This is a genomic window from Microbulbifer mixtoriginis (SeqCode) (assembly GCF_052466715.1).
Map to the genome: position 1 here is coordinate 4,322,271 of NZ_CP174288.1, position 23,344 is coordinate 4,345,614.

27 protein-coding genes and 1 tRNA gene are annotated in these 23,344 nt (G+C 50.2%); 11 read left to right on the forward strand and 17 right to left on the reverse strand.

Going from position 1 to position 23,344, the window contains the following annotated elements; genetic code table 11:
- Window positions 1-5: 5 nt before the first annotated feature.
- The 4 genes from lptM (at window position 6) to ACJJH9_RS19115 (ending at window position 3,353) form a co-directional block, all read left to right on the forward strand.
- Entirely contained in the window at window positions 6-326 is a 321-nt protein-coding gene (gene lptM / locus ACJJH9_RS19100; RefSeq protein ID WP_444923694.1) for an LPS translocon maturation chaperone LptM, read from the forward strand.
- Window positions 323-1,576, forward strand: a complete 1,254-nt coding sequence (lysA, locus tag ACJJH9_RS19105; RefSeq protein ID WP_444923695.1) for a diaminopimelate decarboxylase — start codon at window positions 323-325, stop codon at window positions 1,574-1,576. The genes lptM and lysA overlap by 4 nt, the downstream gene beginning before the upstream one ends.
- A 125-nt stretch (window positions 1,577-1,701) precedes the next feature.
- Window positions 1,702-2,532, forward strand: coding sequence for a diaminopimelate epimerase (dapF, locus tag ACJJH9_RS19110; protein WP_444923696.1), 831 nt, complete (start codon window positions 1,702-1,704; stop codon window positions 2,530-2,532).
- A gap of 83 nt (window positions 2,533-2,615) precedes the next feature.
- Entirely contained in the window at window positions 2,616-3,353 is a 738-nt protein-coding gene (locus ACJJH9_RS19115; RefSeq protein WP_252084148.1) for a DUF484 family protein, read from the forward strand.
- A gap of 77 nt (window positions 3,354-3,430) precedes the next feature.
- Here ACJJH9_RS19115 and ACJJH9_RS19120 read toward each other — a convergent pair whose 3' ends face one another.
- From ACJJH9_RS19120 to ACJJH9_RS19140, 5 genes are all read right to left on the reverse strand, one after another.
- Window positions 3,431-3,655: a hypothetical protein gene (locus ACJJH9_RS19120; protein WP_252084147.1), complete on the reverse strand. Its 225-nt coding sequence runs from the start codon at window positions 3,653-3,655 to the stop codon at window positions 3,431-3,433.
- 371 nt (window positions 3,656-4,026) lie between these two features.
- The gene (locus tag ACJJH9_RS19125) at window positions 4,027-4,365 is read right to left on the reverse strand and encodes a P-II family nitrogen regulator (protein ID WP_152450594.1); all 339 of its coding nucleotides are present in this window, start codon (window positions 4,363-4,365) and stop codon (window positions 4,027-4,029) included.
- An 86-nt stretch (window positions 4,366-4,451) separates the two neighbouring features.
- Entirely contained in the window at window positions 4,452-5,711 is a 1,260-nt protein-coding gene (gene amtB / locus ACJJH9_RS19130) for an ammonium transporter AmtB (RefSeq protein WP_444923697.1), read from the reverse strand.
- 54 nt (window positions 5,712-5,765) lie between these two features.
- Window positions 5,766-6,104 carry a P-II family nitrogen regulator gene (locus ACJJH9_RS19135; protein ID WP_252084145.1) on the reverse strand — a complete coding sequence of 113 codons (339 nt, stop codon included), beginning with the start codon at window positions 6,102-6,104 and terminating at the stop codon, window positions 5,766-5,768.
- 45 nt (window positions 6,105-6,149) lie between these two features.
- Window positions 6,150-6,905, reverse strand: coding sequence for a TorF family putative porin (locus ACJJH9_RS19140; protein ID WP_444923698.1), 756 nt, complete (start codon window positions 6,903-6,905; stop codon window positions 6,150-6,152).
- Window positions 6,906-7,327: 422 nt separating this feature from the next.
- Between ACJJH9_RS19140 and ACJJH9_RS19145 the strand changes: the two genes are divergently transcribed.
- From ACJJH9_RS19145 to ACJJH9_RS21205, 5 genes are all read left to right on the forward strand, one after another.
- Complete coding sequence (locus tag ACJJH9_RS19145; protein ID WP_252084143.1) at window positions 7,328-7,570, forward strand: accessory factor UbiK family protein; 243 nt, start codon at window positions 7,328-7,330, stop codon at window positions 7,568-7,570.
- Window positions 7,571-7,604: 34 nt separating this feature from the next.
- Window positions 7,605-9,101 carry a YifB family Mg chelatase-like AAA ATPase gene (locus tag ACJJH9_RS19150; RefSeq protein WP_444923699.1) on the forward strand — a complete coding sequence of 499 codons (1,497 nt, stop codon included), beginning with the start codon at window positions 7,605-7,607 and terminating at the stop codon, window positions 9,099-9,101.
- Between the two features lie 149 nt (window positions 9,102-9,250).
- Entirely contained in the window at window positions 9,251-9,538 is a 288-nt protein-coding gene (locus ACJJH9_RS19155; RefSeq protein ID WP_444923700.1) for a putative quinol monooxygenase, read from the forward strand.
- On the forward strand, window positions 9,538-9,981 hold the full coding sequence (locus ACJJH9_RS19160; protein WP_444923701.1) for a MarR family winged helix-turn-helix transcriptional regulator: 444 nt from the start codon (window positions 9,538-9,540) through the stop codon (window positions 9,979-9,981). Before ACJJH9_RS19155 ends, ACJJH9_RS19160 begins: the two co-directional genes overlap by 1 nt.
- Window positions 9,978-10,175 (forward strand): putative antibiotic biosynthesis monooxygenase, encoded by a 198-nt coding sequence (locus ACJJH9_RS21205; protein WP_507021895.1) that lies wholly within the window; start codon window positions 9,978-9,980, stop codon window positions 10,173-10,175. Before ACJJH9_RS19160 ends, ACJJH9_RS21205 begins: the two co-directional genes overlap by 4 nt.
- A 118-nt stretch (window positions 10,176-10,293) precedes the next feature.
- Here ACJJH9_RS21205 and ACJJH9_RS19165 read toward each other — a convergent pair whose 3' ends face one another.
- The 9 genes from ACJJH9_RS19165 to ACJJH9_RS19205 all read right to left on the reverse strand — a co-directional run bounded on the left by ACJJH9_RS19165 (window position 10,294) and on the right by ACJJH9_RS19205 (window position 17,438).
- A complete protein-coding gene (locus tag ACJJH9_RS19165; RefSeq protein ID WP_444923702.1) occupies window positions 10,294-11,577 on the reverse strand; it encodes an amidohydrolase family protein in 1,284 nt (427 codons plus the stop codon).
- Between the two features lie 94 nt (window positions 11,578-11,671).
- Window positions 11,672-12,520: a subclass B3 metallo-beta-lactamase gene (gene bla, locus ACJJH9_RS19170; protein WP_444925238.1), complete on the reverse strand. Its 849-nt coding sequence runs from the start codon at window positions 12,518-12,520 to the stop codon at window positions 11,672-11,674.
- Between the two features lie 5 nt (window positions 12,521-12,525).
- Window positions 12,526-13,494 (reverse strand): alpha/beta hydrolase family protein, encoded by a 969-nt coding sequence (locus tag ACJJH9_RS19175; protein ID WP_444923703.1) that lies wholly within the window; start codon window positions 13,492-13,494, stop codon window positions 12,526-12,528.
- Between the two features lie 120 nt (window positions 13,495-13,614).
- Window positions 13,615-14,190, reverse strand: coding sequence for a GNAT family N-acetyltransferase (locus tag ACJJH9_RS19180; protein WP_444923704.1), 576 nt, complete (start codon window positions 14,188-14,190; stop codon window positions 13,615-13,617).
- Between the two features lie 387 nt (window positions 14,191-14,577).
- Window positions 14,578-15,147, reverse strand: a complete 570-nt coding sequence (locus ACJJH9_RS19185) for a GNAT family N-acetyltransferase (protein WP_444923705.1) — start codon at window positions 15,145-15,147, stop codon at window positions 14,578-14,580.
- A 10-nt stretch (window positions 15,148-15,157) separates the two neighbouring features.
- Complete coding sequence (locus ACJJH9_RS19190; protein ID WP_444923706.1) at window positions 15,158-15,661, reverse strand: GNAT family N-acetyltransferase; 504 nt, start codon at window positions 15,659-15,661, stop codon at window positions 15,158-15,160.
- Between the two features lie 17 nt (window positions 15,662-15,678).
- Entirely contained in the window at window positions 15,679-16,131 is a 453-nt protein-coding gene (locus ACJJH9_RS19195) for a YaiI/YqxD family protein (RefSeq protein WP_152450565.1), read from the reverse strand.
- 2 nt (window positions 16,132-16,133) lie between these two features.
- Window positions 16,134-16,352: a DUF3565 domain-containing protein gene (locus ACJJH9_RS19200; protein ID WP_152450563.1), complete on the reverse strand. Its 219-nt coding sequence runs from the start codon at window positions 16,350-16,352 to the stop codon at window positions 16,134-16,136.
- A 273-nt stretch (window positions 16,353-16,625) separates the two neighbouring features.
- The gene (locus tag ACJJH9_RS19205) at window positions 16,626-17,438 is read right to left on the reverse strand and encodes a hypothetical protein (protein WP_444923707.1); all 813 of its coding nucleotides are present in this window, start codon (window positions 17,436-17,438) and stop codon (window positions 16,626-16,628) included.
- Window positions 17,439-18,062: 624 nt separating this feature from the next.
- On the opposite strand from ACJJH9_RS19205, the gene rep reads away from it, so the two are divergent.
- Window positions 18,063-20,096, forward strand: coding sequence for a DNA helicase Rep (gene rep, locus ACJJH9_RS19210; RefSeq protein WP_444923708.1), 2,034 nt, complete (start codon window positions 18,063-18,065; stop codon window positions 20,094-20,096).
- 106 nt (window positions 20,097-20,202) lie between these two features.
- Here the strand turns inward: rep and ACJJH9_RS19215 are convergent, their stop codons facing one another.
- Window positions 20,203-20,619, reverse strand: a complete 417-nt coding sequence (locus tag ACJJH9_RS19215) for a c-type cytochrome (RefSeq protein WP_252084131.1) — start codon at window positions 20,617-20,619, stop codon at window positions 20,203-20,205.
- A gap of 187 nt (window positions 20,620-20,806) precedes the next feature.
- Here ACJJH9_RS19215 and ACJJH9_RS19220 point away from each other — a divergent pair.
- A tRNA-Arg gene (locus ACJJH9_RS19220) sits at window positions 20,807-20,883 on the forward strand.
- Window positions 20,884-21,365: 482 nt separating this feature from the next.
- On the opposite strand, the gene moeA is transcribed toward ACJJH9_RS19220, so the two are convergent.
- Together moeA and narL are read right to left on the reverse strand one after the other, a co-directional pair.
- A complete protein-coding gene (moeA, locus tag ACJJH9_RS19225) occupies window positions 21,366-22,607 on the reverse strand; it encodes a molybdopterin molybdotransferase MoeA (protein WP_444923709.1) in 1,242 nt (413 codons plus the stop codon).
- A gap of 45 nt (window positions 22,608-22,652) precedes the next feature.
- Window positions 22,653-23,318, reverse strand: coding sequence for a two-component system response regulator NarL (gene narL / locus ACJJH9_RS19230; RefSeq protein ID WP_252084129.1), 666 nt, complete (start codon window positions 23,316-23,318; stop codon window positions 22,653-22,655).
- Window positions 23,319-23,344 lie beyond the last annotated feature (26 nt).

The following is a 23,344-nucleotide window of genomic DNA, read 5'->3' on the forward strand; positions in this document are numbered from 1 at the left end:
CACCCATGCCAAAGAAAATGCTCTACCCCCTTTGCGCCCTGCTGAGTGCATCTGCACTCCTCAGCGGCTGCGGTCAGAAAGGACCGCTGTACCTGCCCCAGGCGCCGGCCGAACCCGCGCCTGCTATCACCACAGGCCCGCCCACTACGGTGCCCACTAGTAGCACTGCGGTGGAGCCGGATGAGCCGGTACTTGTTCCGGCCGGAGAAACTGTTGTACCGGAAGGGTACTCCGAACCAAACGACTATTCAGAACCCGGGGATTACTCTGCGCCAGAAGACTACCCGGAAGAGGGCTACCCAGAGGAGCAAGTACCGCAGAAATGAGTGAGTTCAGTTATCGCCAAGGCAGCCTGTGGGCAGAACAGGTATCACTGGAAGAGGTCGCCGAGCGTTTCGGAACCCCCTCCTACGTCTATAGCCGCGCCCACTTCGAGCGCCAATATCAAGCCTATGCCGAAGCACTGGGCAGCCACCCGGGCCTGATCTGCTATGCGGTGAAGGCCAACAGCAATCTGGGTATCCTGTCTCTTTTGGCCCAGCTTGGCGCTGGGTTTGATATCGTCTCCGGGGGTGAACTGGAAAGGGTATTGCTGGCGGGAGGAGATCCCTCGCGAATAGTATTTTCCGGTGTGGGTAAAACCGCAGACGAGATACGGCGTGGCCTGGAAGTGGGTGTGCACTGCTTCAATATCGAATCGGAGGCCGAAATGCGCCGCCTCGAGCAAGTTGCGGCGGAGTGCGAAGCTGTCGCCCCAATCTCACTGCGGGTCAACCCAGATGTAGACGCACAAACCCACCCCTATATTTCCACCGGCCTCAAAGAAAATAAATTCGGCGTCGCCATCAACAGCGCTCTGGATGTGTATTTATACGCAGCGCGCTCACCTCACCTGAGAGTTACCGGGGTGGATTGCCATATCGGCTCCCAGCTCACCGAGGTGGCCCCTTTCCTGGATGCCCTCGACCGGCTGTTGATGCTGGTGGACACCCTCTCCGCCGAAGGTATCCAGCTAGAACACCTGGATCTGGGCGGCGGTCTCGGGGTCCGCTACCGGGGTGAAGAGCCCCCAGTAGTTGCAGACTATCTGCAAGCGGTTCTGGAACGTATCGGCGAACGCCAGCTGGGCCTGATACTGGAACCCGGTCGTTCGATTGCCGCTAACGGCGGCGTTCTGTTAACTCGGGTTGAATACCTGAAGCACACCGAAGGACACAACTTCGCCATTGTCGATGCCGCCATGAACGACAACCTGCGCCCTGCCCTTTACCAGGCCTGGCAGGATATAGTGCCGGTCACTCCGGGCAACGGTGAGGACACACTCTGGGATATCGTTGGCCCCGTTTGCGAAACCGGTGACTTCCTCGGCAAAAACCGCGCCCTGGCTCTGCGCGAGGGGCAATTACTGGCCATGCTGTCCGCCGGCGCCTACGGCTTTACCATGAGCTCCAACTACAATAGCCGCCCGCGTGCAGCGGAAGTGCTGGTGGATGGCGAGAATAGCTATTTAGTGCGCACACGGGAAACTTTCGACGACCTGGTTCGGGGTGAGACCCCGGTGCCTGAAAAGGTCTAAGGCTTTGTGTCACCCTTGCCTCTTAATTACCAATCAAAAGAATTCCGGGGCGCCAGCAATGCCGGCGTCACCGGTGGCGAGCACCCCTAGGATGGCCCGCTCAATCAGTTTTACAGAGAAATGGAATGCGCGTTAAATTCAGCAAGATGCATGGGCTCGGCAATGATTTTGTAATGCTCGATGGCATCAGCCAGAGACTCAAGCTGTCACCAGATAAAATTCGCCGAATCGCCGATCGGCGCCTAGGCATCGGCTGTGATCAAGTACTACTGGCAGAGCCACCACGGGGGCCAGAGGCAGATTTTCGCTATCGCATCTTTAATGCCGATGGCGGCGAGGTGGAGAACTGCGGCAATGGCGCACGCTGTTTCGCCCGCTTTGTACGCGAACGCCGCCTGACGGGTAAAAAACGGCTCAAGGTCGAGACTGCTGCGGGTATGCTGCACCTGCGTGTACTCGATAACGACCAGGTCAGTGTCGATATGGGCGCCCCCGTATTAGAGCCGGTGAAGATTCCGTTCAATGCCGATCGCCGTGCGGATAGCTACCTGCTGGAAGCCAGTGACGAGACCTTTACCATCGGCGCAGTCTCCATGGGTAACCCCCACGCCATACTGTTGGTCGACGATATTCACAGCGCCCCGGTAGAGACCCTCGGCCCTTTAATCGAGGCACATCCCCGCTTCCCCCAGAAGGTGAATGTGGGTTTCCTGCAAGTCGACTCTCGTAGCCAGGCGCAGTTGCGTGTATTTGAGCGCGGCGTAGGTGAAACTCACGCCTGTGGCACCGGTGCCTGCGCAGCCATGGTGTATGCCCACCTGCGCGACCTGGTGGATGAGCAGGTGGAAATCCACCTTCCCGGCGGGTCCCTGACAATCCACTGGAGTGGGCCGAATCAGCCGGTTACTATGACCGGGCCCGCGACTACAGTTTTCCACGGGCAAATCATTGTTTAAATAATTTAGCGGGCGAGCCTCAGCTCTAATTCCGATAGAGCACAGGATTCACCACGCGCCCGCGCCAATGTGAACAGAACACGATGGAACACACAGACGCCAATCAAACTTCTGATGAGATTGTCGCCGGCAACCACAGGGAAACCCAGCGCGATGACAAGTTGCTCGCGCGCCAGGTAGCTCGTTACCTAATGCAAAACCCTGAGTTTTTTGTCGAGCGCATGGACCTGCTCGAAACCATCAAACTGCCGCGGGAAAATGGCAAGACCGTGTCGCTGATGACACATCAGACCAATCTGCTACGCGAGCGCAATATTGAAATGCGGCAACGCCTCGACCAATTACTGCACAATGCACGCGATAACGATCAGTTGTTTTTTAATAGCCGCCGTCTGATCCTCGCCCTACTGGAAGCACAGACCATTGGTGAGGCCACCACGGCTCTGTACAACAGCTTTTCCCATGACTTCAATGTGGAATTTACCAGCCTAACCCTATTTGGGCCGCTAGGCGTGTCAGCCGACAAGCTCGGTGAAGTGCGCACCAGCACACTCTCCAGCGCAGAGACGGCCATTGGCGCCATATTGCGGAATGGCCGTCCAATATGTGGAATTTTGCGTCCCGGGGAAAGAGAGTATTTATTCGGAGACCAATGGCAGGAAATTGCCTCCGCCGCAGTGGTCCCGCTCGGCAATCAGCTCGGCATGCTGGCAGTTGGATCATCCGATCCCCAATACTACCGTTCCAGCCTAGGCACTCTGTTTCTCTCTTACATTGGCGAAGTTTTGGAGCGCCTGCTGCCCAGGCTACTGAATCCCTGAGGCCAACAGGCTTCGGGGTTTCCTGCAAAAAAGATTTTGCCGCCGACCTGATCTCAGGGGCGGCAACGTTGAAAGCACTAAATAGGTCGACTACCGTATTTTGGCTGCGGTTTCCGTGGCGGGTCGGCGGTGACGTCTGGATCGACTTCATTAATCGCCCCGCCACCGGCTAGAAATTCCTCAACATCAGAACTCAGCTGGCTTCTGGCGCGTTCACGGGAGGTAATGGAGCGCTCTTCGGCAAATTCCTCTGTATCCTTGCTGCGAGCGTTCTTACCCTGATCTTCATAACTATCTTTCATAGCAAAACCCTGTAACCCTTACTCCTGTTACAGAGGGAGTACCTCTGTGCCGCCCCTTCCCGCGGCGCCAATGAAATTGAAAGCCACCGGAGTAGCAATCGCCCACCGCATCAAAAGCGGCGATTAATATATAGGCACTTACAATCTACGCTGCCAGCTGCAGGCACCGGAGCCCGTAGAGTTTTTTGTTGGGAAAAAATCGAGGAGATATTGCAGTTTGTTATGGAGATTTAAGTGACAGGTAGGGAGAAACCTTCTAGTAGGAGACGACAGGGATCATTTTTAGGGGATAAAGAGAAGCAAAAGCCCCTTACGGGGCCTTAAACATACTGGGCATTATTAATAGAAGTACCCTGATTAATCGGCAAACATTACACCGCTTCGCTACCGGTTTCCCCAGTACGGATTCGGATTACTTCCTCCAGCGCGGTGATAAAGATTTTTCCATCACCGATTTTTCCGGTTTGCGCCGCTTTGGTGATAGCTTCTACAGCCGCATCCACCATGCTGTCATCGACGGCCAGCTCCAGTTTAACCTTGGGCAGAAAGTCCACCACATACTCCGCACCACGGTAGAGTTCGGTGTGGCCCTTCTGGCGGCCAAAGCCTTTCACCTCTGTTACCGTCATTCCCTGGACACCGACCTCGGAAAGGGCAGTGCGCACATCGTCCAGCTTGAAGGGCTTCACTACGGCCGTTATTAATTTCATCTTGTGTTTTCCCCTGGTTTATCTTCTTTGCGGGAACCTCAATGCGACGGTCACCCCAATATTAAGGCGACGCCACTACCGAGCGACTATTTGCTCATAAATTCCGGGTAAGCTTCCATTCCACACTCGGCCAAGTCAACACCCTCCATCTCTTCATCCTCACTGACACGGATACCGGTTGCCAGCTTGAGCAGGTACCAAACCGCCAGGGAGCTTACGAAGACCCACAGGAAGATCGTCAAGGCGCCAACCAACTGACCCACAAAGGTCGACTCCTCGTTGGTTATGGGGACCAGCAACAGGCCGAGCAGACCAACTACACCGTGCACGGAAATAGCACCTACCGGATCATCAATTCTGAGTTTATCCAGAGTAATGATGGAGAAGACCACCAGAACACCGGCAAACATACCGAACACAGTGGCCTGCAGAGCAGTAGGAGTAGAGGGCTCGGCAGTAATTGCCACCAAGCCCGCCAGCGCGCCATTGAGCAGCATCGTGAGATCGGCCTTGCCGAACAGCAAGCGGGCGGTAATCAGTGCGGCGATAGCACCACCGGCTGCAGCGGCATTGGTATTAACAAATACCATGGCTACAGAATGCGCACTAGCGGCATCGCCCAGTTTTAATACGGAACCACCATTGAAGCCGAACCAGCCCATCCAAAGGATAAAGGTACCGAGTGTGGCCAGCGGCAAATTGGCACCGGGAATCGCATAAACCTGGCCATTGGGTCCGTATTTACCTTTACGTGCGCCCAGCAACAGCACGCCAGCCAAAGCGGCGGCGGCGCCGGCCATATGTACGATACCGGAACCGGCAAAATCGGAGAAACCGAGGTCACCCAGGCTAAATAGACCAAAGACATCCTGGCTACCCCAGGTCCAGGAACCTTCCATAGGGTAAATAAAGCCAGTCAATACCACCGCGAAAGCAAGGAAGCTCCACAGCTTCATACGCTCAGCCACGGCACCGGAAACGATGGACATAGCGGTGGCGACAAATACGACCTGGAAGAAAAAGTCAGAAGCACTCGAATAAACGGAATCGCCTTCAAATCCATTACTGGAGGAATCGGCAAGTATAGTGTCGAGGCTAAATGCCTCAATGCCAGATAGCATCCAGTTGCCATCATACATAATGGCGTATCCAGTGAGCAGATACATAATGCAGGCTATTGCAAACAGCGCAACATTTTTGGTGAGGATTTCTGTAGTGTTCTTTGAGCGCACCAGGCCGGCTTCCAGCATGGCAAAACCCGCAGCCATCCACATCACCAGGGCACCGCACATCAGGAAATAAAAAGTATCAATTGCATACTGCAACTGAAATATCTGGTTTTCCATGTTTCTCTCCGTTCAATTCTGTATATTTTTAAAATTATGTTTGTTGCTATCGAGTTAGATCGCGTCTCTGCCGGTTTCGCCGGTGCGTATGCGCACTACCTGCTCCAGGTTGGCAACAAATATTTTTCCATCACCGATTTTTCCGCTGTGAGCACTGGAGCCCAGTGCCTCCAAAACTTTGTCTAACTCAGAATCCTCTACGGCAATCTGCAGCATGGTTTTCGGCAAAAAATCCACGACATACTCAGCGCCCCGATACAATTCGGTATGGCCCTTTTGCCGACCAAACCCTTTTACCTCAGTAACAGTCACGCCATTAACACCCACTTCTCTGAGGGCATCGCGCACGGCATCCAACTTAAAAGGCTTGATAATTGCGGTGATTAATTTCATGGATTCCCCCAAAAAAATGCCCGCGAAATATCGCGGGCGAATTGATTACCAAGTATAAGTAGCACCAACTACCAGGGTTGGCTCACACCAATCGGTATCCCAACATTCCTCTTTACTGACATCGGTACCTACGTAAGCCGCACTCAGGTTCAAACCACCGAAGTCTCTGCTGAGCGTTACGGAATAATCGATATAATCATCGTCCTCATAAAGGAACTCACTACGCTCCATAAAAATGTTGTAACCAACATGCAAATCCAGGCTCAGATCTGCTGGCAGTGAGAAACTGTACTCCGCAAAGGTGTAATAAAATTCGTCGCTCTGCGCCCAATAGTCGGGAGAGTAAGCAACTCCGAGGGTCAGATCTGAAATACTGAGGTTGCCGTAAACTTCCCAGTAATCTTCATCCTGGTCACTACCGTGATAGGCGTAATAGATATAGCCGACGTCGTAACTAATGAAGTCATTGATATCCGAGGAGAAACCACCGTAAAAATCCTGCTCGTAATCGGTTTCATCAAACCCATAAGCAAAATCCACCTGCGAAGCCCAGGTACCCACGTAAAAGCCATTGCCAAAATCCAGATCCAGACCACCCTGAATTGCGGGATTTCTATCCTTTTGGGAAATGCCGCGGAAGCGATAATCTGAAACCATACCCAGGTTGGCGCTGAAACTGATGCCCTCTTCCTGAGAGCTGCTGGAAGAGGTATTTTCTTCAGCATTTGTTAGATTGGCAGTGCCCAACGCCAGTAAAGCGCCAGCGAAAATAGTGGCAATTTTATGCTTTTTAACTTCCACTTCATTTCTCCTAAATTTCTATAGGCTGTATTTCAAGAGCTGTAATGGCGCCGCCTGCAATCGGTCCTGCACTGTCGGGTATGACAGAGGGTCTCTTGCGTCTTGTGAACCGCTACTTTCCCAGACTCCCAGTGATCGTAAATGGCACACCTGCCTTTTCACTGCAGACTTGATGCCAGGACAGCAATATCCAATGAAATCAATAAGTTAACGGGAAAGCAGACAACCGGAATAAATACGAACAATGAGCCCGCAAAGTCTCACGCACCAAGATGGAACTGTTTGTCATCGCGTGCACAGAAGTGGGGAATCTTACAGAGGCAGTGATCAGAATAGTGCACAAAGAGTCAGCTTTTGTGGCTATAGGGTGTGGGTTACAATCTGGTGCCATTAAATAAGATTTTGACAGCAAGGAGTTGCCCGTGGCTGCGGACAAACTGCAACAACTCTTAAAAGAACTGCAACAGCAGGGCACAGTTGTTACCAATGACCTGCGCAGTGCGCTGGAGGTTTCACTGGATAAATTGCCGCTGGTCTCCCAGCGCGAGTTCGATACTCAAGTGGAGATACTGAGGCGCACCAGAGAAAAATTGGCTCGCCTGGAAGACAAGGTGGAAATACTGGAGCAGGCTCTCGCACAGAGAGAACACAAACCCGAGGATTAGTTCTTCCACAAGCTGCCGCATCAAGGATGAAAATGTGAGCCTGTCAGTTAGCTACACCCGTGCCCAGCTGGGTGTTAACGCCCCATTGGTCACCGTTGAGACCCACCTGGCCAACGGGCTCCCCGCCTTTCATATCGTCGGCCTACCCGAAGCTGCCGTGCGCGAGAGCCGCGACCGGGTACGCAGTGCCCTAATTAACAGCCACTTTGAATTCCCCCAGCGGCGTATCACCGTTAATTTGGCCCCCGCGGACCTACCCAAAGACGGCGGGCGATACGATCTCGCCATCGCTATAGGCATACTCGCCGCCTCCGGCCAAGTGCCTAGTGAGCCCTTGGAAAGCTACGAATTTATCGGAGAGCTCGCCCTTACCGGCGGAATACGCCAGGTCAGCGGCGCACTTCCTGCAGCAATCGCCAGTGCTGCCGCTCAACGCCTATTAATAGTACCGAAAGAAAACGGCAGCGAAGCCGCCCTCGCTGGCAGCGAAATCGCTAACGCCAACTCGCTTCTTGAAGTGTGTGCAGAACTGAATGGCCGGGAAAAATTACCCCGCGCCGAGCAGCAATTAGAGCGAGTAATTACACACACTGCAGACCTCGCTGATGTTCGTGGCCAGCTCAAGGCGAGACGGGCGTTGGAAGTCGCTGCAGCAGGAGGCCACAACCTTTTGTTCTATGGACCACCGGGTACAGGCAAGACCATGTTAGCCAGCCGTTTGCCCGGTATATTGCCACCTCTGACCAGCCGTGAATCTATAGAAGTGGCGGCTGTGTACTCCAGCGCTGGATTACCCCATCAGAGTCACAGGCCCTTCCGCGCCCCCCACCACAGCGCCTCCCCAACCGCTCTGGTGGGTGGCGGCAGCACACCGCGCCCAGGGGAGATTTCCCTGGCCCACCGCGGGGTCTTATTTCTGGATGAAATGCCAGAGTTTCCCCGCCATGCCCTAGAGATATTGCGTGAACCGCTGGAGAATGGCGAGGTGCGTATTTCTCGCGCCAGAGCGCAAGTCACCTTCCCCGCCCACTTCCAATTGGTGGCCGCGATGAATCCCTGCCCCTGTGGTTATTTGGGGGAAACTCGTTGCCGCTGTACACCGGACCAGATAGACCGCTACCGCAACAAGCTGTCCGGACCACTGTTGGACCGTATTGATATGCAGGTGGAAGTTGGCGCAATGAGTGCAATACAGTTACAGGACTCTCCTCCCGGTGAGTCATCTGAGAGTGTGCGTGAGCGAGTCTGTAATGCCCGCCAACAGCAGTTACAGCGACAGGGAACAATCAATAGCTTGCTAAAAGGGGCGCCGCTGGAAAATCACTGCGCCCTAGGTGATACCGAAAAACTGCTACTGCGACAGTCAGTAGAAAAACTTGGGCTTTCTGCACGCAGCTATCATCGAGTGCTTAAAGTCGCCCGCACTCTGGCGGACCTAGCCAAACAGGAAAGAATTGGTACAGCACAAATTGCCGAAGCGTTGGCTTACCGGAATCTAGACAGACGCCAGGCAAGCGTTCATACACATTAAAAGCTCTTTACACCCTCTAAATCCCGAATTTACCGCCTGAGTGGATTCTCATTGCTACAGCGCCATCAGCTGTATATTGTACTGATATTTGACAGGTCAAAAACTATAGTTATCATGGTAATTATATTATACGCTGCTGAGTTAACCTTATGAATAATCACCTATTCATTATTGCCAGAATTTCCCCCAAGGCAGAATTCTTTATGCAAGCCAAACAGGCCATCTTATCCATAGTGCCAAATACCCTCGAAGAGGAAGGCTGCCTCCAGTTCGCAGTGCACGAGGATGGGAAATGCCTGTTTTTATACGAGGAGTGGCGCAGCCAGGAAGACTTAGAAAAGCATTACACCATGCCCTATATCACTCCGATCTTCGAAGCCTATCAAGAGTGGCTAAAAGAGCCGGTGGAGATCAATAAGCTCAAGAGACTGGCCTAATGTTTTTCCTCAAAGCTCTTCCCTCGCAACAAATGGTTGAAGGATATGCCAAACGTTATTCAGTAAAAGATCCCACTGCCGTTCAGGGCGCACTTACCATGATGCGGGATGCAAGCCTGCTTTTACGAGAGCTGGAGAGCTATTTTACTGAGCACGGAACCTCCCAGCTGCGTTTCTTAGTGATGATCGTTATCGACCGGGAGCCTCAAAGAGACAGTTTACTAGCTTCAGAAATTGCAGAACGAATTGATGTTTCCCGGCCGGTAATGACACGAACCTTGAAAAGCATGGTGGAAGATGAGCTTATCGCTATGGAAGCAGATTCCAGCGATGGTAGGGCAAAATGTGTAGCGCTCACCAAGAGTGGAAAACAATTTTTACAGAAAATTTTGCCTGGGTATTTCAAGGCAATTTCTAAATTTATGGAGGAGCTGAATAGATGAAGAGACCGATACTACCCGTCCTGTGCATATGGGCATTGGTTTACCCCATTGTTACTCTATTACTTCTGGGGATACAGGCACTAGAATTGCAAATTGCAATTGGTTTAAAGGCTTTAATAATGACCGCCATTCTGGTCCCACTAATGTATTTCTATCTTGTACCAAAGGTACATCGCTTGTTAGAAGCAAATTAAAAAAAAGGGCATATTAAAATGGAGAAAACATACCCCAGCTTGGCAATCAAGCTGGGTATTTTTTAACAAATCTAGAACCCCAAAAATATTATACCCGAATAAAATTTATTACCTATCATTAATTGGAATCATTGACTAACATTTTCCCCTGCTTCACGCCAATGTAAATCTTATCGAGAAAACCTAAATCCTCTAGAGGATTGCCCTCCAACACTAAGAAGCTACCCTCAGCACCTTCGGCAAAGGTGCCTAAATTTCGCTCCGGAAACATCCACTTCGGAGTATCCATGGTCAAGGATTTAAGTAATACTTCTCTCGGTGCAATATCTAGAGAGTCCAAGTAGCGCATTTCACGAAGTACCGTACCGGAAAAATTATCACTCCCCATTAATAAAGATACGCCAGCATTACGTAAACGGGTAAGATTATCTCTCTGAATCTTCTGTATCTCACTCAATTCACCTTCTGAGTATTTGTGTCCAGTGGGTACACTAGCTGTTGCAATCAACTTTGTACCCTGCTCAGCAGCTAAAGCTATAGCAGTATCGCTCAAAACATAGTCCTGAATATCGAAGCCTTCGTTTCTGGCAATTCTATATCCGGGCAAATGACCCAAAACATCGACACCGGCTTTTATCGCTACCATAGCATCGTGGGCTGTATCTACATGGGCTACCACTGGAATTCCAGATTGGTGAGCACGCTCGACAATAACCGGCACCAATTTCGGATTTAGGCCATTAACGCCAAGATACTTCTTATCTCCGTGGCGCTCTTCGAAATTCTCACTGCCAACGAGAACAATTTTGAGAAATCTTGGCGATTTTTTTATAATTCCAGGCCAAACTCGGTCAAGATCTGACAAACTGTCAACGATTAGCAAGCTACCTCTACCATCCTGAATCTCTTTCTCAGTGGGGTTTGATCGATCCTTAAAATAAAAAGCAATCGGGTGACCATCCGAAGCAGTCATGCAATCTGACGCATACAAAACATCCATGGTATCTATACTACTGAACTGCGCCTTAATTTTCTCACCAAAGCTGCACATCTGCACGCTATAAAAAACTCCAGATTTGATCTGCAGAGGCCCAAAATTCTTGATACCCCAAGGGTTTTGTAGATTGTGATTATGTCCTTCAGCATAAGGCGGCACTACATACTTTCCACTGGCATCAAAGGTATAATCAACTTTTTGTGGTTTGGTCTTAGTCAAAGAGCCATTCTCGTCAACAAACCAAGTAGCTTCCTTAAAATCCGTCCCATCAAACCACTTACCTCCCACCACGGCATATGTAGTTTCACAAAAAGCTTTCTGAGAAAAAATAATTAAAAACACCCCATATAAAAAACGACCAATAAAATTTACTGAAACACCTTCAAATGATTTTGCTTTAAACATTATTAACTGCTAACTCTATTCATATGAGAACAACTCGAATTAATTTATTTTAAATAACTCATATTATTTACAACAAAAAAATCATTACTTCTAACTATTTACGTAGTTGTTGTTCAAATTTTTCCGAAGCTGCATCGGAATATCCTTTACAGCCCACTCTTACTTTTCTGGTAATAGTATCCTGGAATACCCACCCACTTGCAGCCGGGTGAGGCGTAATGAGTAAATCACAAGGTAAATCGCGCACACGGGCGAAGCTTGTGCGGAAGTCCTCTACGATATTGGGGTAGCGGCTATTATCAATCAGTTGATAACCCGGCGCTGTAAGGCTATCCACATAAGCGATGTCTGTAGCTTTACCATCAGCTACATCTTCCCAGGTCCAGGCCATACTGCCCGGTGTATGGCCTGGGATAAAATGTACGCGTAAACGCAAATTTCCCAGAACCACTTGCTCGCCATCATGAAGAATACGATCTGCCTTTACTGGGGGATATAAAAGTTCGTCGGCAAAGTGAATATCATTGGCACCACCGCGAGCCATCAGCACTGCCGACTCGGCATTGGTTACTACCTGTGCACCAGTCACGCGTTTTAGCTCGGCTAAGGAACCTACGTGGTCTGCATGGGCCTGACTGTGCAAGATTAATTTGAGATCCGTGGGGGCGACTCCCAACCTGCGCATATTCTCCAATAAATGTTCAGCGGTCTGCTCCATGCCACCGTCAATTAAAATCGATCCCTCTTTGCCTTTTAATAACAGTGAGGTAATTCCCTCTGTACCTATTTGCCACGTATTATCTGCTATTTTTAGAGGCGCTACTGGCTGGCGCCAAGATTCTGGCACTTTGTAGTTTTCCAGTTGCGGCAATACTGAAAAATTTTCTGCCATCGTGGTACTGGCGTAAACTGTCATTACTATCGCGGCTAGTTTGGTTCTTATATTCATCAATTGCTCTCTATTTTCTTTACACCGGATATACATCTGGGTGCTCCATTAAGTAAGGTATTTTCTATCCATCCAGCAACTCGTTCAAAAACCTCTCTTCGGTGATTCACACCATCGATATCTGTCATATAGTGATCGTAACCGGGATACTCCCAATAAGTTAATTCACATCGCCCCGCATTTGTATAAGCATCACGCGCTGCACGGCCGGAGCTGACGGGAGAGGACTTATCTTCTGTACCCTGAATCAATAAGACAGGGACATGGCTATCTAATAAGTCATTGACTGGTACCCGATCTACAACATCGGCCCACCAGCGCATAGAATTCCCCCCCCAGACTTCTACACTTTCAGGATTCGTCCGTGCGTAAGCGAGTTTGGCATCGACTTCTGTCGCTACGTGAGGAGGAACCAAGGACTTAAGTACCTCAGCAAAAGATTGCCCGAGGCCACTAGAGAAAACTACAGCCGCATCTGGATTTAATTTGGGGGCCAAACGGGCAACAACATCACCGCCCTCTGAGCCACCAAAGAGAACCAGCTTACCATTCCACCAGTCGGCTCCCTTTAACTCTTCGACTATTTGCACGATATCCCGGGTGCGCTGCTCAACGGTATGGTTCGTCACATAAGCCTGTGAGCAATCTTTAAATTGGTCATTGGGGCCATCCGCATGGGTAACCCCGTATTTCTCTACCAATAGCACGGCAAATTTTGGGACAATCTTTTTAACTTGTTGTACTGTCTTATTCTTAATGGCAGGAAGACAACCTGAGCCCTGAGCGATCAATAACAAGCCGTGAGACTCACTGTGGGCAGGAAATTCTAGAGACCAATAAAGGGTTGAGGTATCCGGACGTTTACTCGTATTTTTTATGAACTCCGCATGAGCCATTGGCAAACTGATTAACAGCAGAATATTTATAAGGACAACTTTTATTGCCTTTAACCGAAACAGATTCATCATAAAACACCTCCATTTGCTTTTGTTTCTTATGTTTATTGAGAGTGCTGTTTATGACGCAAGTCCATTAAATAGGTTCCATTGAATAGCTTAAAGACTATCTATAATTTTAATTTAAACCACTTAATAGGATTTTCCGCCTATCTGCTCCCACCAGGTATCAAACGAGAGCCGATACAAACAGTGAGGCCGCAGGGGGCTGTTTTTCGGTACCAGTGGATGGTCAAAGATTGAGGCGTCACGACTCATACCCAGGCCATGCATCATTCTTTGTGAAGGAAGATTTTTTAATGCGGTACACCCCACTACCTCAGTAAGATTTAATTGTTCGAATGCTACTGCAAAGACAGCCTTGGCCGCTTCACTGGCATACCCCCGCCCCCAAAAATCCCTAATGAAGCGGCAACCAAGTACCACACTTGGAGAGAAAGGCAACTCAGCCGAAGCATGTTTAATACCAGCGAAACCAATAAATTGTCCATTCTCTTTCAATTCCACCGCCCAGTACCCCCACCCGTATTCATCGATATGTTCCTTAAGGGTATTTAGTAGCTTATTACTTTTAGTTCGGTTCAGAGTGCAGGGAAAGAACCGCATAACCCGAGTATCTGCATTTAAATGAGCAAAATCACCACCATCCTCTTCTCGCCATTGGCGAAGGACTAATCGCTTTGAATCAGGCTGAATCAATCTGGCCATTGTCTGGGTAGCTACGCGCTGAGAAAATTCCTGGTAACACCTATACCCTTAAGACCATTTTGAAGTAATGAAAGTCCAGTCAACTAAAAAATGATTAACTTAAATTTGGCGAACTTTTTCTGCCTTCATACAGCATCAAATGGACTAAAAGAAATGCAAACCGTTCTATAGGTGTATGTATTTCTTTCCAGCAGAACATACACACCCTAAGAAACATCTGATTGTGGGAAAATTTACCAGGGAATCACTCAATATTCATGATGCCCCTGGCTTTCAGAATGGTTCTCGATAAGGCGCGGCTTCGCAGGGAGGACCTTGAGGCCGCAAATGAATACGAAACTAATCAGGGGCCCCTTTTTCAGCAAAAGAGCCCCCAGAGTTGACAAATTATTTGATTGAATGCCCTCTAGACCATTCATCAGCATTGATACGATATAAACAATGTTTTAACAAAGGGCTTTCGGTTGGAACCTGCGGATGTTCAAAGACAAGAGAATCCCGCCGCATGCCCAGCCGCTCCATCACCCGCTGGGAGCGAAGATTCTGAAGCGGCGTAAAAGAAACAACTTCACTCAGGCTAAGAGTATTAAAAGCTACATCCAAAGATGCTTTTGCGGCTTCACTGGCATAACCTTTTCCCCAATAAGGGAAGGCCAAGCGCCAGCCAATCTCTACCGCCGGTGCGAAAGGCAAATCTTCAGTCACATTTTTCATGCCGACAAATCCGAGAAACTCTTCGGTCTCTCTCAGCTCCAAGGCCCAAAAGCCCCAGCCGTACTTCTCAATATGCGTAATACTGCGATCCACACCGGCGTCACTCTGCTGTCGCGTCAGCAATGAGGGGAAGAACTCCATCACCCTTGGGTCGGCATTCATTTCAGCAAATACAGGCTTATCTTTCGCTCGCCACTGGCGTAGCTGTAAGCGTTCAGTGATGGGTTGTATTAATTCAGGCATGGAATATTCGCTATTCAATATTTTGTTTCTGCTGAAAACCTTTAGAAGGTGCAATCATAAAATCGCACTGTTCCAGCCATTTTCGCTGCCCTGGATAAGCCGCTTCCTCAAAACCCAATTTCTGGTAGAGAGTCCGTGCCGCTAGATTAGTACGCAGGACAAATAAAGAGCACTCGATTGCATCCAGGGCTCTGGCTCCTGTTTGTGCAAGCTGTACTACCAGCGCACGCCCTAATCCGGCTCCGCGATGATTGGGAGAGACAATTAAGCGACTTAGGTGGCAGCGGCCCAGGTGTTGGTAATACTGCCCAAAAGCCAGCACATCACCGCTGCTGTCCTGAAGTGCGTAGCTGGGTAACTCCGGCCAACGGCAATCCTCCAAGAAGGACCTCCCCGCGAACGGAAACCTGAAATCAGGACCACCCCACTGTTGGCACTGCTCCCAATCAGGTAGCCAAGACATCAATGTTGGGAATTGCCACTCTTCCATTGGCTTCAGCCTCAAATTCTCCACGGCAATTCTCCTTAAAGTTACTTGCGACTCTTTGCCAGCCATCGATCTAACTGATCGGCAAAAGCTTTGCGGTCCGCCTGGCTAAGGGCCGGTGGTCCGCCGGTATGCACGCCGCTGGAGCGCAGGGTATCCATAAAGTCCCGCATATTCAGACGCGCGCGGATATTGGCTTTGGTATAGCGCTCCCCACGGGGATTAAGGGCTTCAGCACCCTTGTCGATCACCTCTGCTGCCAGTGGGATATCGCTGGTAATAATCAGGTCCCCCGCCTCGCAGCGCTGCACTATCTCGTTATCCGCCACATCAAAACCAGCGGTCACTTGCACGGAGCGGATATAGCGCGACGGCGGCACCCGCACCGCTTGGTTAGCAACCAGTGTCAGTTCTGTGGCTGTGCGCTCAGCGGCGCGAAACAGGATTTCCTTGATGGCTACCGGGCAGGCGTCGGCATCGACCCAGAGTTTTGTCATGGCTATACAACCTTTTCGAGCGTATCGGGCGGTGCACCCTCATCGCATTTCTTGCAATTGAGCTGGAATCCCAGCATGGACTCGCGCCCTTGCTCAGTGATTACCCAGGGCCGGTTGGTCCAAGGGGGATTGTGGCGTACATGTTGAAAGTGGCCACAGGCGAGCTCCGCCACCCAGTGATCCTCTTCATCCAGATGGTAGCCGGCGATGGGTTGTTGCATGGGGTTACACAAGCAGGGAAAAGGTGCAGTTATAGCCAATTCCAAAGTTAATGTATACCCATAACATAAGGTGTTCACAGTCTCGTTATAATTTAGTTTCGTTATTATAGATTACCCTGCAAGGCAAGCTAAAAAGAGCCAACATCCACGTTTTTCATTTTATTAAAATGGCTTGAGAGAAATCTCTCAAGCTAAATGTTAAGAAGTTTGATCAACCAGCATGCCAGTTGGTTATCTGCTGTTTTGGCAAACCTAAACCAAAAATATTAATTTTTAATTATTCACACAAACGGAGGCGAATTTTTCATATTTATATTCATACTCATACATTCTATACTCTTCAGAATCTCCTTCACCAAGCGTATATTCTATTAAATATACGCTACCAAAATCATCATAATATTTTTTTACAATCCGGCTTTGGCAAGAATAACTCTTTGAATAATCATAATCAGAGTAAGGGCTTTTATAAAAAACGGTATCCTCGGCTACTTTATAAACCGTTTCCAAAATCCTATCTTCTTCATTATAAAAAGTTTCAACAGATAACTTTTCACAACCCATAACACCATCATCAACATAAGAATAAAAACCATCTCTAGGTCTATCTTTATTATCGTGCTCTGTCCAGTGATACAAATGCTCCTCTTGAATAATATCAATAGTACGGTAATTTGTTGAACTTACAAGTCCATTACTAATATTATTAACCGCCTCCGACCCAACGCCGCCAATATAGTCCATGTAATAAGATTTTAAATAATTATTAGGGAAAAAATCTTCATGATTTAATATAAAGCTTCTGCGCGAGTCATATGTATCTATATAAACAACACTTTCGTCGACAGTTTTAATACTGTAAGAATTCAAACTAGAATCCCAATTAGCATAAAATTTTTCCAGCGTAGGATTTTCTATCTCTCCATTATGATTAGAAATCAACTTCTTAAATATTTTCTGCGGATAATCTCTACATATAAATCCAGGTGGGGGTTCAGGAATATTTGTAGAACCCGAATCTGAACTACAACCGACTAATGCTCCAACCATAACCCAAAAAAAGCTACTCATATTAAAGCTACTCATAAGTCCCTCTTAAGCACTTAAAAAATTAATTGCAGATATATCATCCCACAAAAATTCTATTAACAATAGATATCATAGATAAACTTGACGATAGAGGATTACCATACACATACATCGAAAAATGAACTCAAGTACTATTTAAATATATGAAGAGCAATTACCTCAGTGATATTATACAAAGAACCCATAAAATATATGCAACCCTCGAAATATTACACCTAATTTAGAATTTAAGATCCTATTTTTGGATATCATGTTATGATCTACTACGCGATAATACCTGAGATGCCAACTTCTCAGATAGTTAGTTATCTATACCCGTAAGCCGGTAAAATATCTCCCTATATATTTCAGCTAAACTGTTTTAAAGAATCTTGTTCTAGCCAATGGAACATAAGGGCCATTTGACTTTGTACTGATTTAGAACTTGATATCATTTGTCCCTATAGTCCCCACTCGACCAGGAAATAGGGATAGAGTACTAACTACATAGTTAACGGTTCTCTCTTTTTACTCTCTAGAAATTTCTGCATCCGTAATCGGTCATTCGCATTGGCGCTGGGAGGACTCTAGTCAAAGCTGCTAGAATCTCCCTTTTCCGCTACACCTAGCTACAGCCCCTCTATGACCCAGCTCAATCCCCGCCAATCCGAAGCCGTGAAGTATGTCGATGGCCCCTGCCTGGTACTGGCCGGCGCCGGCTCCGGCAAGACCAGCGTAATCACCCGCAAGATCGCCTACCTGATCGAGCAGTGTGGCTACGCCGCGCGCAATATCGCCGCCCTCACCTTCACCAACAAGGCGGCACGGGAGATGAAAGAACGGGTCAGCAAACTGCTGGCTGGCCCGGATGGCAAGCGCTCCAAAGCGAGTCACGGCCTCACCGTATCTACCTTTCACAACCTTGGGCTGAATATCCTGCGCAAGGAATATCGCGCCGCTGGCTTTAAGCCCGGTTTCTCTATCTTCGATGCGGAAGACGCCCGCGCCCTGATCAAGGAGCTGATGCTCAGGGATGGCGACCTGGATACGGACCTGTTGGATCGGGTGCAGAATCAGATCTCCAACTGGAAGAACGATATGCTCACCCCGCGCCGTGCCCTGGAGCAGGCACAGAGCCCCGGTGAGCAGGCCATCGCTATTGCCTACGATCGCTACTGCGAAGCCCTCAAAGCCTACAATGCCGTCGACTTCGACGACCTGATCCTGCTGCCGGTACAGTTGTTCGACAAAGATCCAGAGTTACTGCAACGCTGGCGCAAGAAGATTCGATACCTGCTGGTGGACGAGTATCAGGACACCAACAACTCCCAGTACCTGCTGGTGAAGCTGCTGGTGGGCGGGCGCGGCGGCCTCACCGTGGTGGGAGACGATGACCAGTCTATCTACGCCTGGCGCGGCGCGCGCCCGGAGAATATGAGTGCGCTGAAGACCGACTTCCCCAACCTTCGCCTGATCAAACTGGAGCAAAACTACCGCTCCACCAGCCGCATCCTCAAAGTGGCCAACCACCTGATCGCCCACAATCCCCACGAATTCGACAAGGCATTGTGGTCCGATCGCGGCCTGGGTGAAGAGATCCGCGTTCTCAAGGTGGCCAATGAAAACGAGGAAGCGGAGCGGGTCGCCAACGAGATCTTTCTGCAAAAGAGCCGCCGCGGCTGCAAGTTTATGGATTTTGCCGTGCTCTATCGCGGCAACCACCAAGCGCGCCTGATCGAAATGAAACTGCAGGAACACCAGGTTCCCTACCAGATGTCCGGCGGTACTTCCTTCTTCGCCCGCGCTGAAATCAAGGACGTGATGGCCTACCTGCGCCTGTTGGTCAATCCGGACGATGACAACGCATTCCTGCGCATTATCAATACCCCGCGCCGCCAAATAGGTACCAGCACCCTGGAAGCCCTGGGCAACTACGCCAAGGGCCGCGAGATTTCCATGTTCAAAGCCTGCTCGGAATTGGGCTTTAAGGAGCATATCAACGAGCAGGGCTACGAACGCCTAAATCGCTTTGCCCTGTGGCTCGAAGGGGTACAGCGCAACTGTCGCGATACCACCGCCAATGGCGCCTTGCGTGAAATGCTGGAAGATATCGACTACGCCGGTTGGCTCTCGCAAAACGCTAGCAGCGAGAAAGTGGCCGAAAAGCGCATGGAGAATGTGTACTGGTTGCTGGAGAGCCTCAACAAGATTATGGAGGGCACCGACGATGAACTGGAGCAGGATATCCGCCTGGAACAGGCCATCTCCAAACTGATCCTGCGGGATATGCTCGAGCGCCAGGAAGAAGAGGAAGCCACCGATAAGGTGAGCCTGATGACCCTACACGCCGCCAAGGGCCTGGAGTTCCCCCACGTGTTTATGATCGGTATGGAAGAGAACTTACTTCCCCACCGCAACAGTATTGAGGACGACAATATCGAAGAGGAGCGCCGTCTCACCTACGTGGGCATTACCCGCGCCCAGCGCACCCTCACCATGACCCTAGCGGGCAAGCGCAAACAGTTCGGCGAAACCCAGGACACCACACCCAGCCGCTTTATCGACGAGCTGCCGGAAGAGGATGTGTTGCTGGAAGGATTTGGTAAGGCGACGCCGGAGCAGAATCAGGCAAAGGGGGAGGAAACTTTGGGGTCTTTGTTGAGTATGTTTGATTAATTTCTTTTTGATTAAATATTTTCAAATATTGCTGTACCGGTAAAAGCAGATATCCAAAACAAAAAAGGCCGCTCAATAAGCGGCCTTTTTCCGATAGTGAAACAGCTTACTTACTGTTATCCACCATATAATCAACCGCTGCCTTCACTTCGTCATCGCTACAATCCATACACAGGCCCTTGGGCGGCATGGCATTGATACCATTGATGGCATTGGTGTAGAGAGTGTCCATGCCCTTGGCAATACGCGGTGCCCAGGCAGCGGCATCACCAAACTTAGGCGCGCCCGCTATACCCGCCGCGTGACAGGTAGTACAGCTCTTGTTGTAGATATCTTCACCACTGCGGGCACCGCCACTGGCAGCTTCCGGGGCAGCCGCTACTGCCGCCGCACACTCCTCGCCCTTCATACAGGTCTCACCCGCTGGAGCGATACGCTGTTCAATTTCCTGGTCAACAGACTGGGCCACTGCCGCAGCCGCACTGACGGCCAGTGCCGCCACAATACCCAAAATGCTCTTCATGCTATTCCCCCAAAGGGCCGAAGTGAGTTGGCCCGTAGACTATCGATTTACTGCCGCAAACTTCCACGCCGCGCATTATAAGCACTGTGCCGCCCCCTGCCAAAGCCTGCGTAGAAGCGCCATAAGTCCTTTCACCCGCCCCCACCCTTCTGTATAATCCGCCTCCCATTGGCGCTGATAGCCAAAACCGCCCGTAGCTCAGCTGGATAGAGCGTCGCCCTCCGGAGGCGAAGGTCAGAGGTTCGAATCCTCTCGGGCGGGCCATATACAAAGAAGCCCGCTTATGCGGGCTTCTTTGTATATGGCTCACTCCCAGGTTTTGTTCGAACTCAGGTTCGACTCGGAGGCAGCAAAGCTGCCGTAGAGCAGCGAGCCCAAAGGGCGAAGCTAATCCTCACGCACACCACCCTCTTATACAGGTTATGCAGGCTCCTTTATATATGGCTCACTCCCGGGCTTCGTTCGAGCTCAGGTTCGACTCGGAGGCAGCATAGCTGCCGCAGAGCAGCGAGCCTAAAGGGCGAAGCTAATCCTCACGCACACCACCCGCTTATGCGGGCTTTCTTGTATATGGCTAACTCCCAAGCTTCCTTCGAACTCAGATTCGACTCGGAGGCAGCAAAGCTGCCGTAGAGCAGCGAGCCCAAAGGGCCAAGCTAATCCTCTCTGATTACATCAGCTTCAGACAAACTTTCTTAGATAGACATATTTCGGCTGCGGCCAGCCACAAAAGTCTATTAGCAGCCCTACCCCAACGGCACCCCCAAAGGCTCAATCACCACTTGCTCCCCATCTTCTACGCTGCCGCTATCCCGCGCTAAAACGATAAAGCAGTTAGCAACAGCCAGACCGGAAAGAATATGGCTCCCTTGGGTGCCAACCGGCTCCACCACCAATGCCCCACTTTCATCGCTGCGGTAAACTCCCCGCTGGAAATCGGTACGGCCGGGCTTTTTCTTTAGGGGTTTTAACAGTTTTGCCTGTAAGGTCTGCGGGCCAGTCCACTGATCGCCTTTCATCACACTCAGGGCCGGCACGGCCAGCTGGTAGAAAGTAACCAAAGCGGAAACCGGATTGCCGGGTAGGCCAAAGAAAGGGGTTCCCTGTAGGAAACCAAAGGCAAAAGGTTTGCCTGGCTTCATCGCTACTTTCCAGAAGCCAATCTCTCCCAATTCTTCCAACACTTCACGGGTGTAATCCGCTTCACCAACGGAGACTCCTCCGGAGGTAATAATGGCATCGGCCTCTTGGGAAGCGCGTTGCAAGGCATTGGTGATGGCCTGTTTGTTATCGGGCAAAATACCCAAGTCCAAAATTTCCAGATCCAACTGATCGAGAGCAGCCAATAGGGCAATGCGGTTGCTATCGCAGATATCGCCTTTGCCCAGGGCTTCGCCGGGCTGACGCAGTTCATCGCCAGTAGAGAAAAGGGCAATGACTGGTTTGCGCACTACTGCCACTGTGCCAACACCGGCAGCGGCGAGCAGGGCGATATGGGGAACGCTAATACGCTCTCCGGCCTTAAGCAGGCTAGCCCCTTCGGCAACATCTTCACCGCAGCGGCGAATATGATCTCCAGAGCGAACTTCACCGTTTATACGTATCGACTCTTCCTGGGCATCGACATTTTCCTGCATCACCACCGTATCTGCACCAGCGGGTACTGCGGCTCCCGTCATAATGCGCACGCAAGTGCCCGGGTTCACCACACCGTCAAAAGGTGCACCGGCAAAAGATTTGCCGATCAGCTCTAACGGTAAGCCACTGGCCAAGTCTTCGAAGCGCAGGGCGTAACCGTCCATCGCAGAGTTGTCGCAGGGCGGTAGGTTTACTGTGGAGATAACATCCTCAGCCAATACTCGACCGGCGGCTTGTGCCAGGGGCAAAGTCTCTGTGCCACTGATTGGACTCAATGCTTCGAGAAGTTTTTCGCGGGCACTTTCTATGGGCATCAGACCCGGTTGGCTACAGCAGTCGATAGTGGGCATAGAGAATTTCTCTTACTTCAGTCCTTTGCGGTTAGGGCAGAGTGATCAGTGGTTTCGATCCTGGAAATCAGGGCGTCTTTGATTGACCATCCACACAGCGGCTTCCACACGGGAGCGCATCCCCAATTTCTTCAATAAGTGTTTAACGTGCACCTTCACTGTTGCATCACTAATATCTAATTCGCGAGCAATTAATTTGTTACTCAGGCCATCGGCGATTAATTGCAGTATTTGGTATTCACGACTTGTGAGAGAGGAGAGGATATCCGCTCCGGAGTTATCCGGTTTGCGCAGTGCCGAGGCGAGAATTTCCGTGAGACGCTGGCTGATTGCAAGCTTGCCATGAGTAGCCAGAATGACTTGTTCAAGAATATCCTCGGGCTCCATATCCTTGAGCAGATAGCCATCGGCACCGGCGCGGATACAAGACACCACGTCGGCATTATTATCAGAAACGGTGAGTATCACGATACGTGAGGATACATCCGCAGCGCGCATTGCGCGCAGTGTATCCAGCCCATCCATACCGCGCATATTCAAGTCCAGCAGAATAAGGTCCGGCTCGTGTTGCTTGGCCAGCACCAGCGCTTCCTCTCCGCTACTGGCCTCAGCCACCAGCTCCAGGCCGGGCTCCATTGCAAATAATTGTTTAAGGCCTTTGCGAAATAGCGGGTGGTCATCGACCATCATTACCGTAGCAGAAGAAATCATAGAGAGCCCCGCTTCAATTTGAAAAT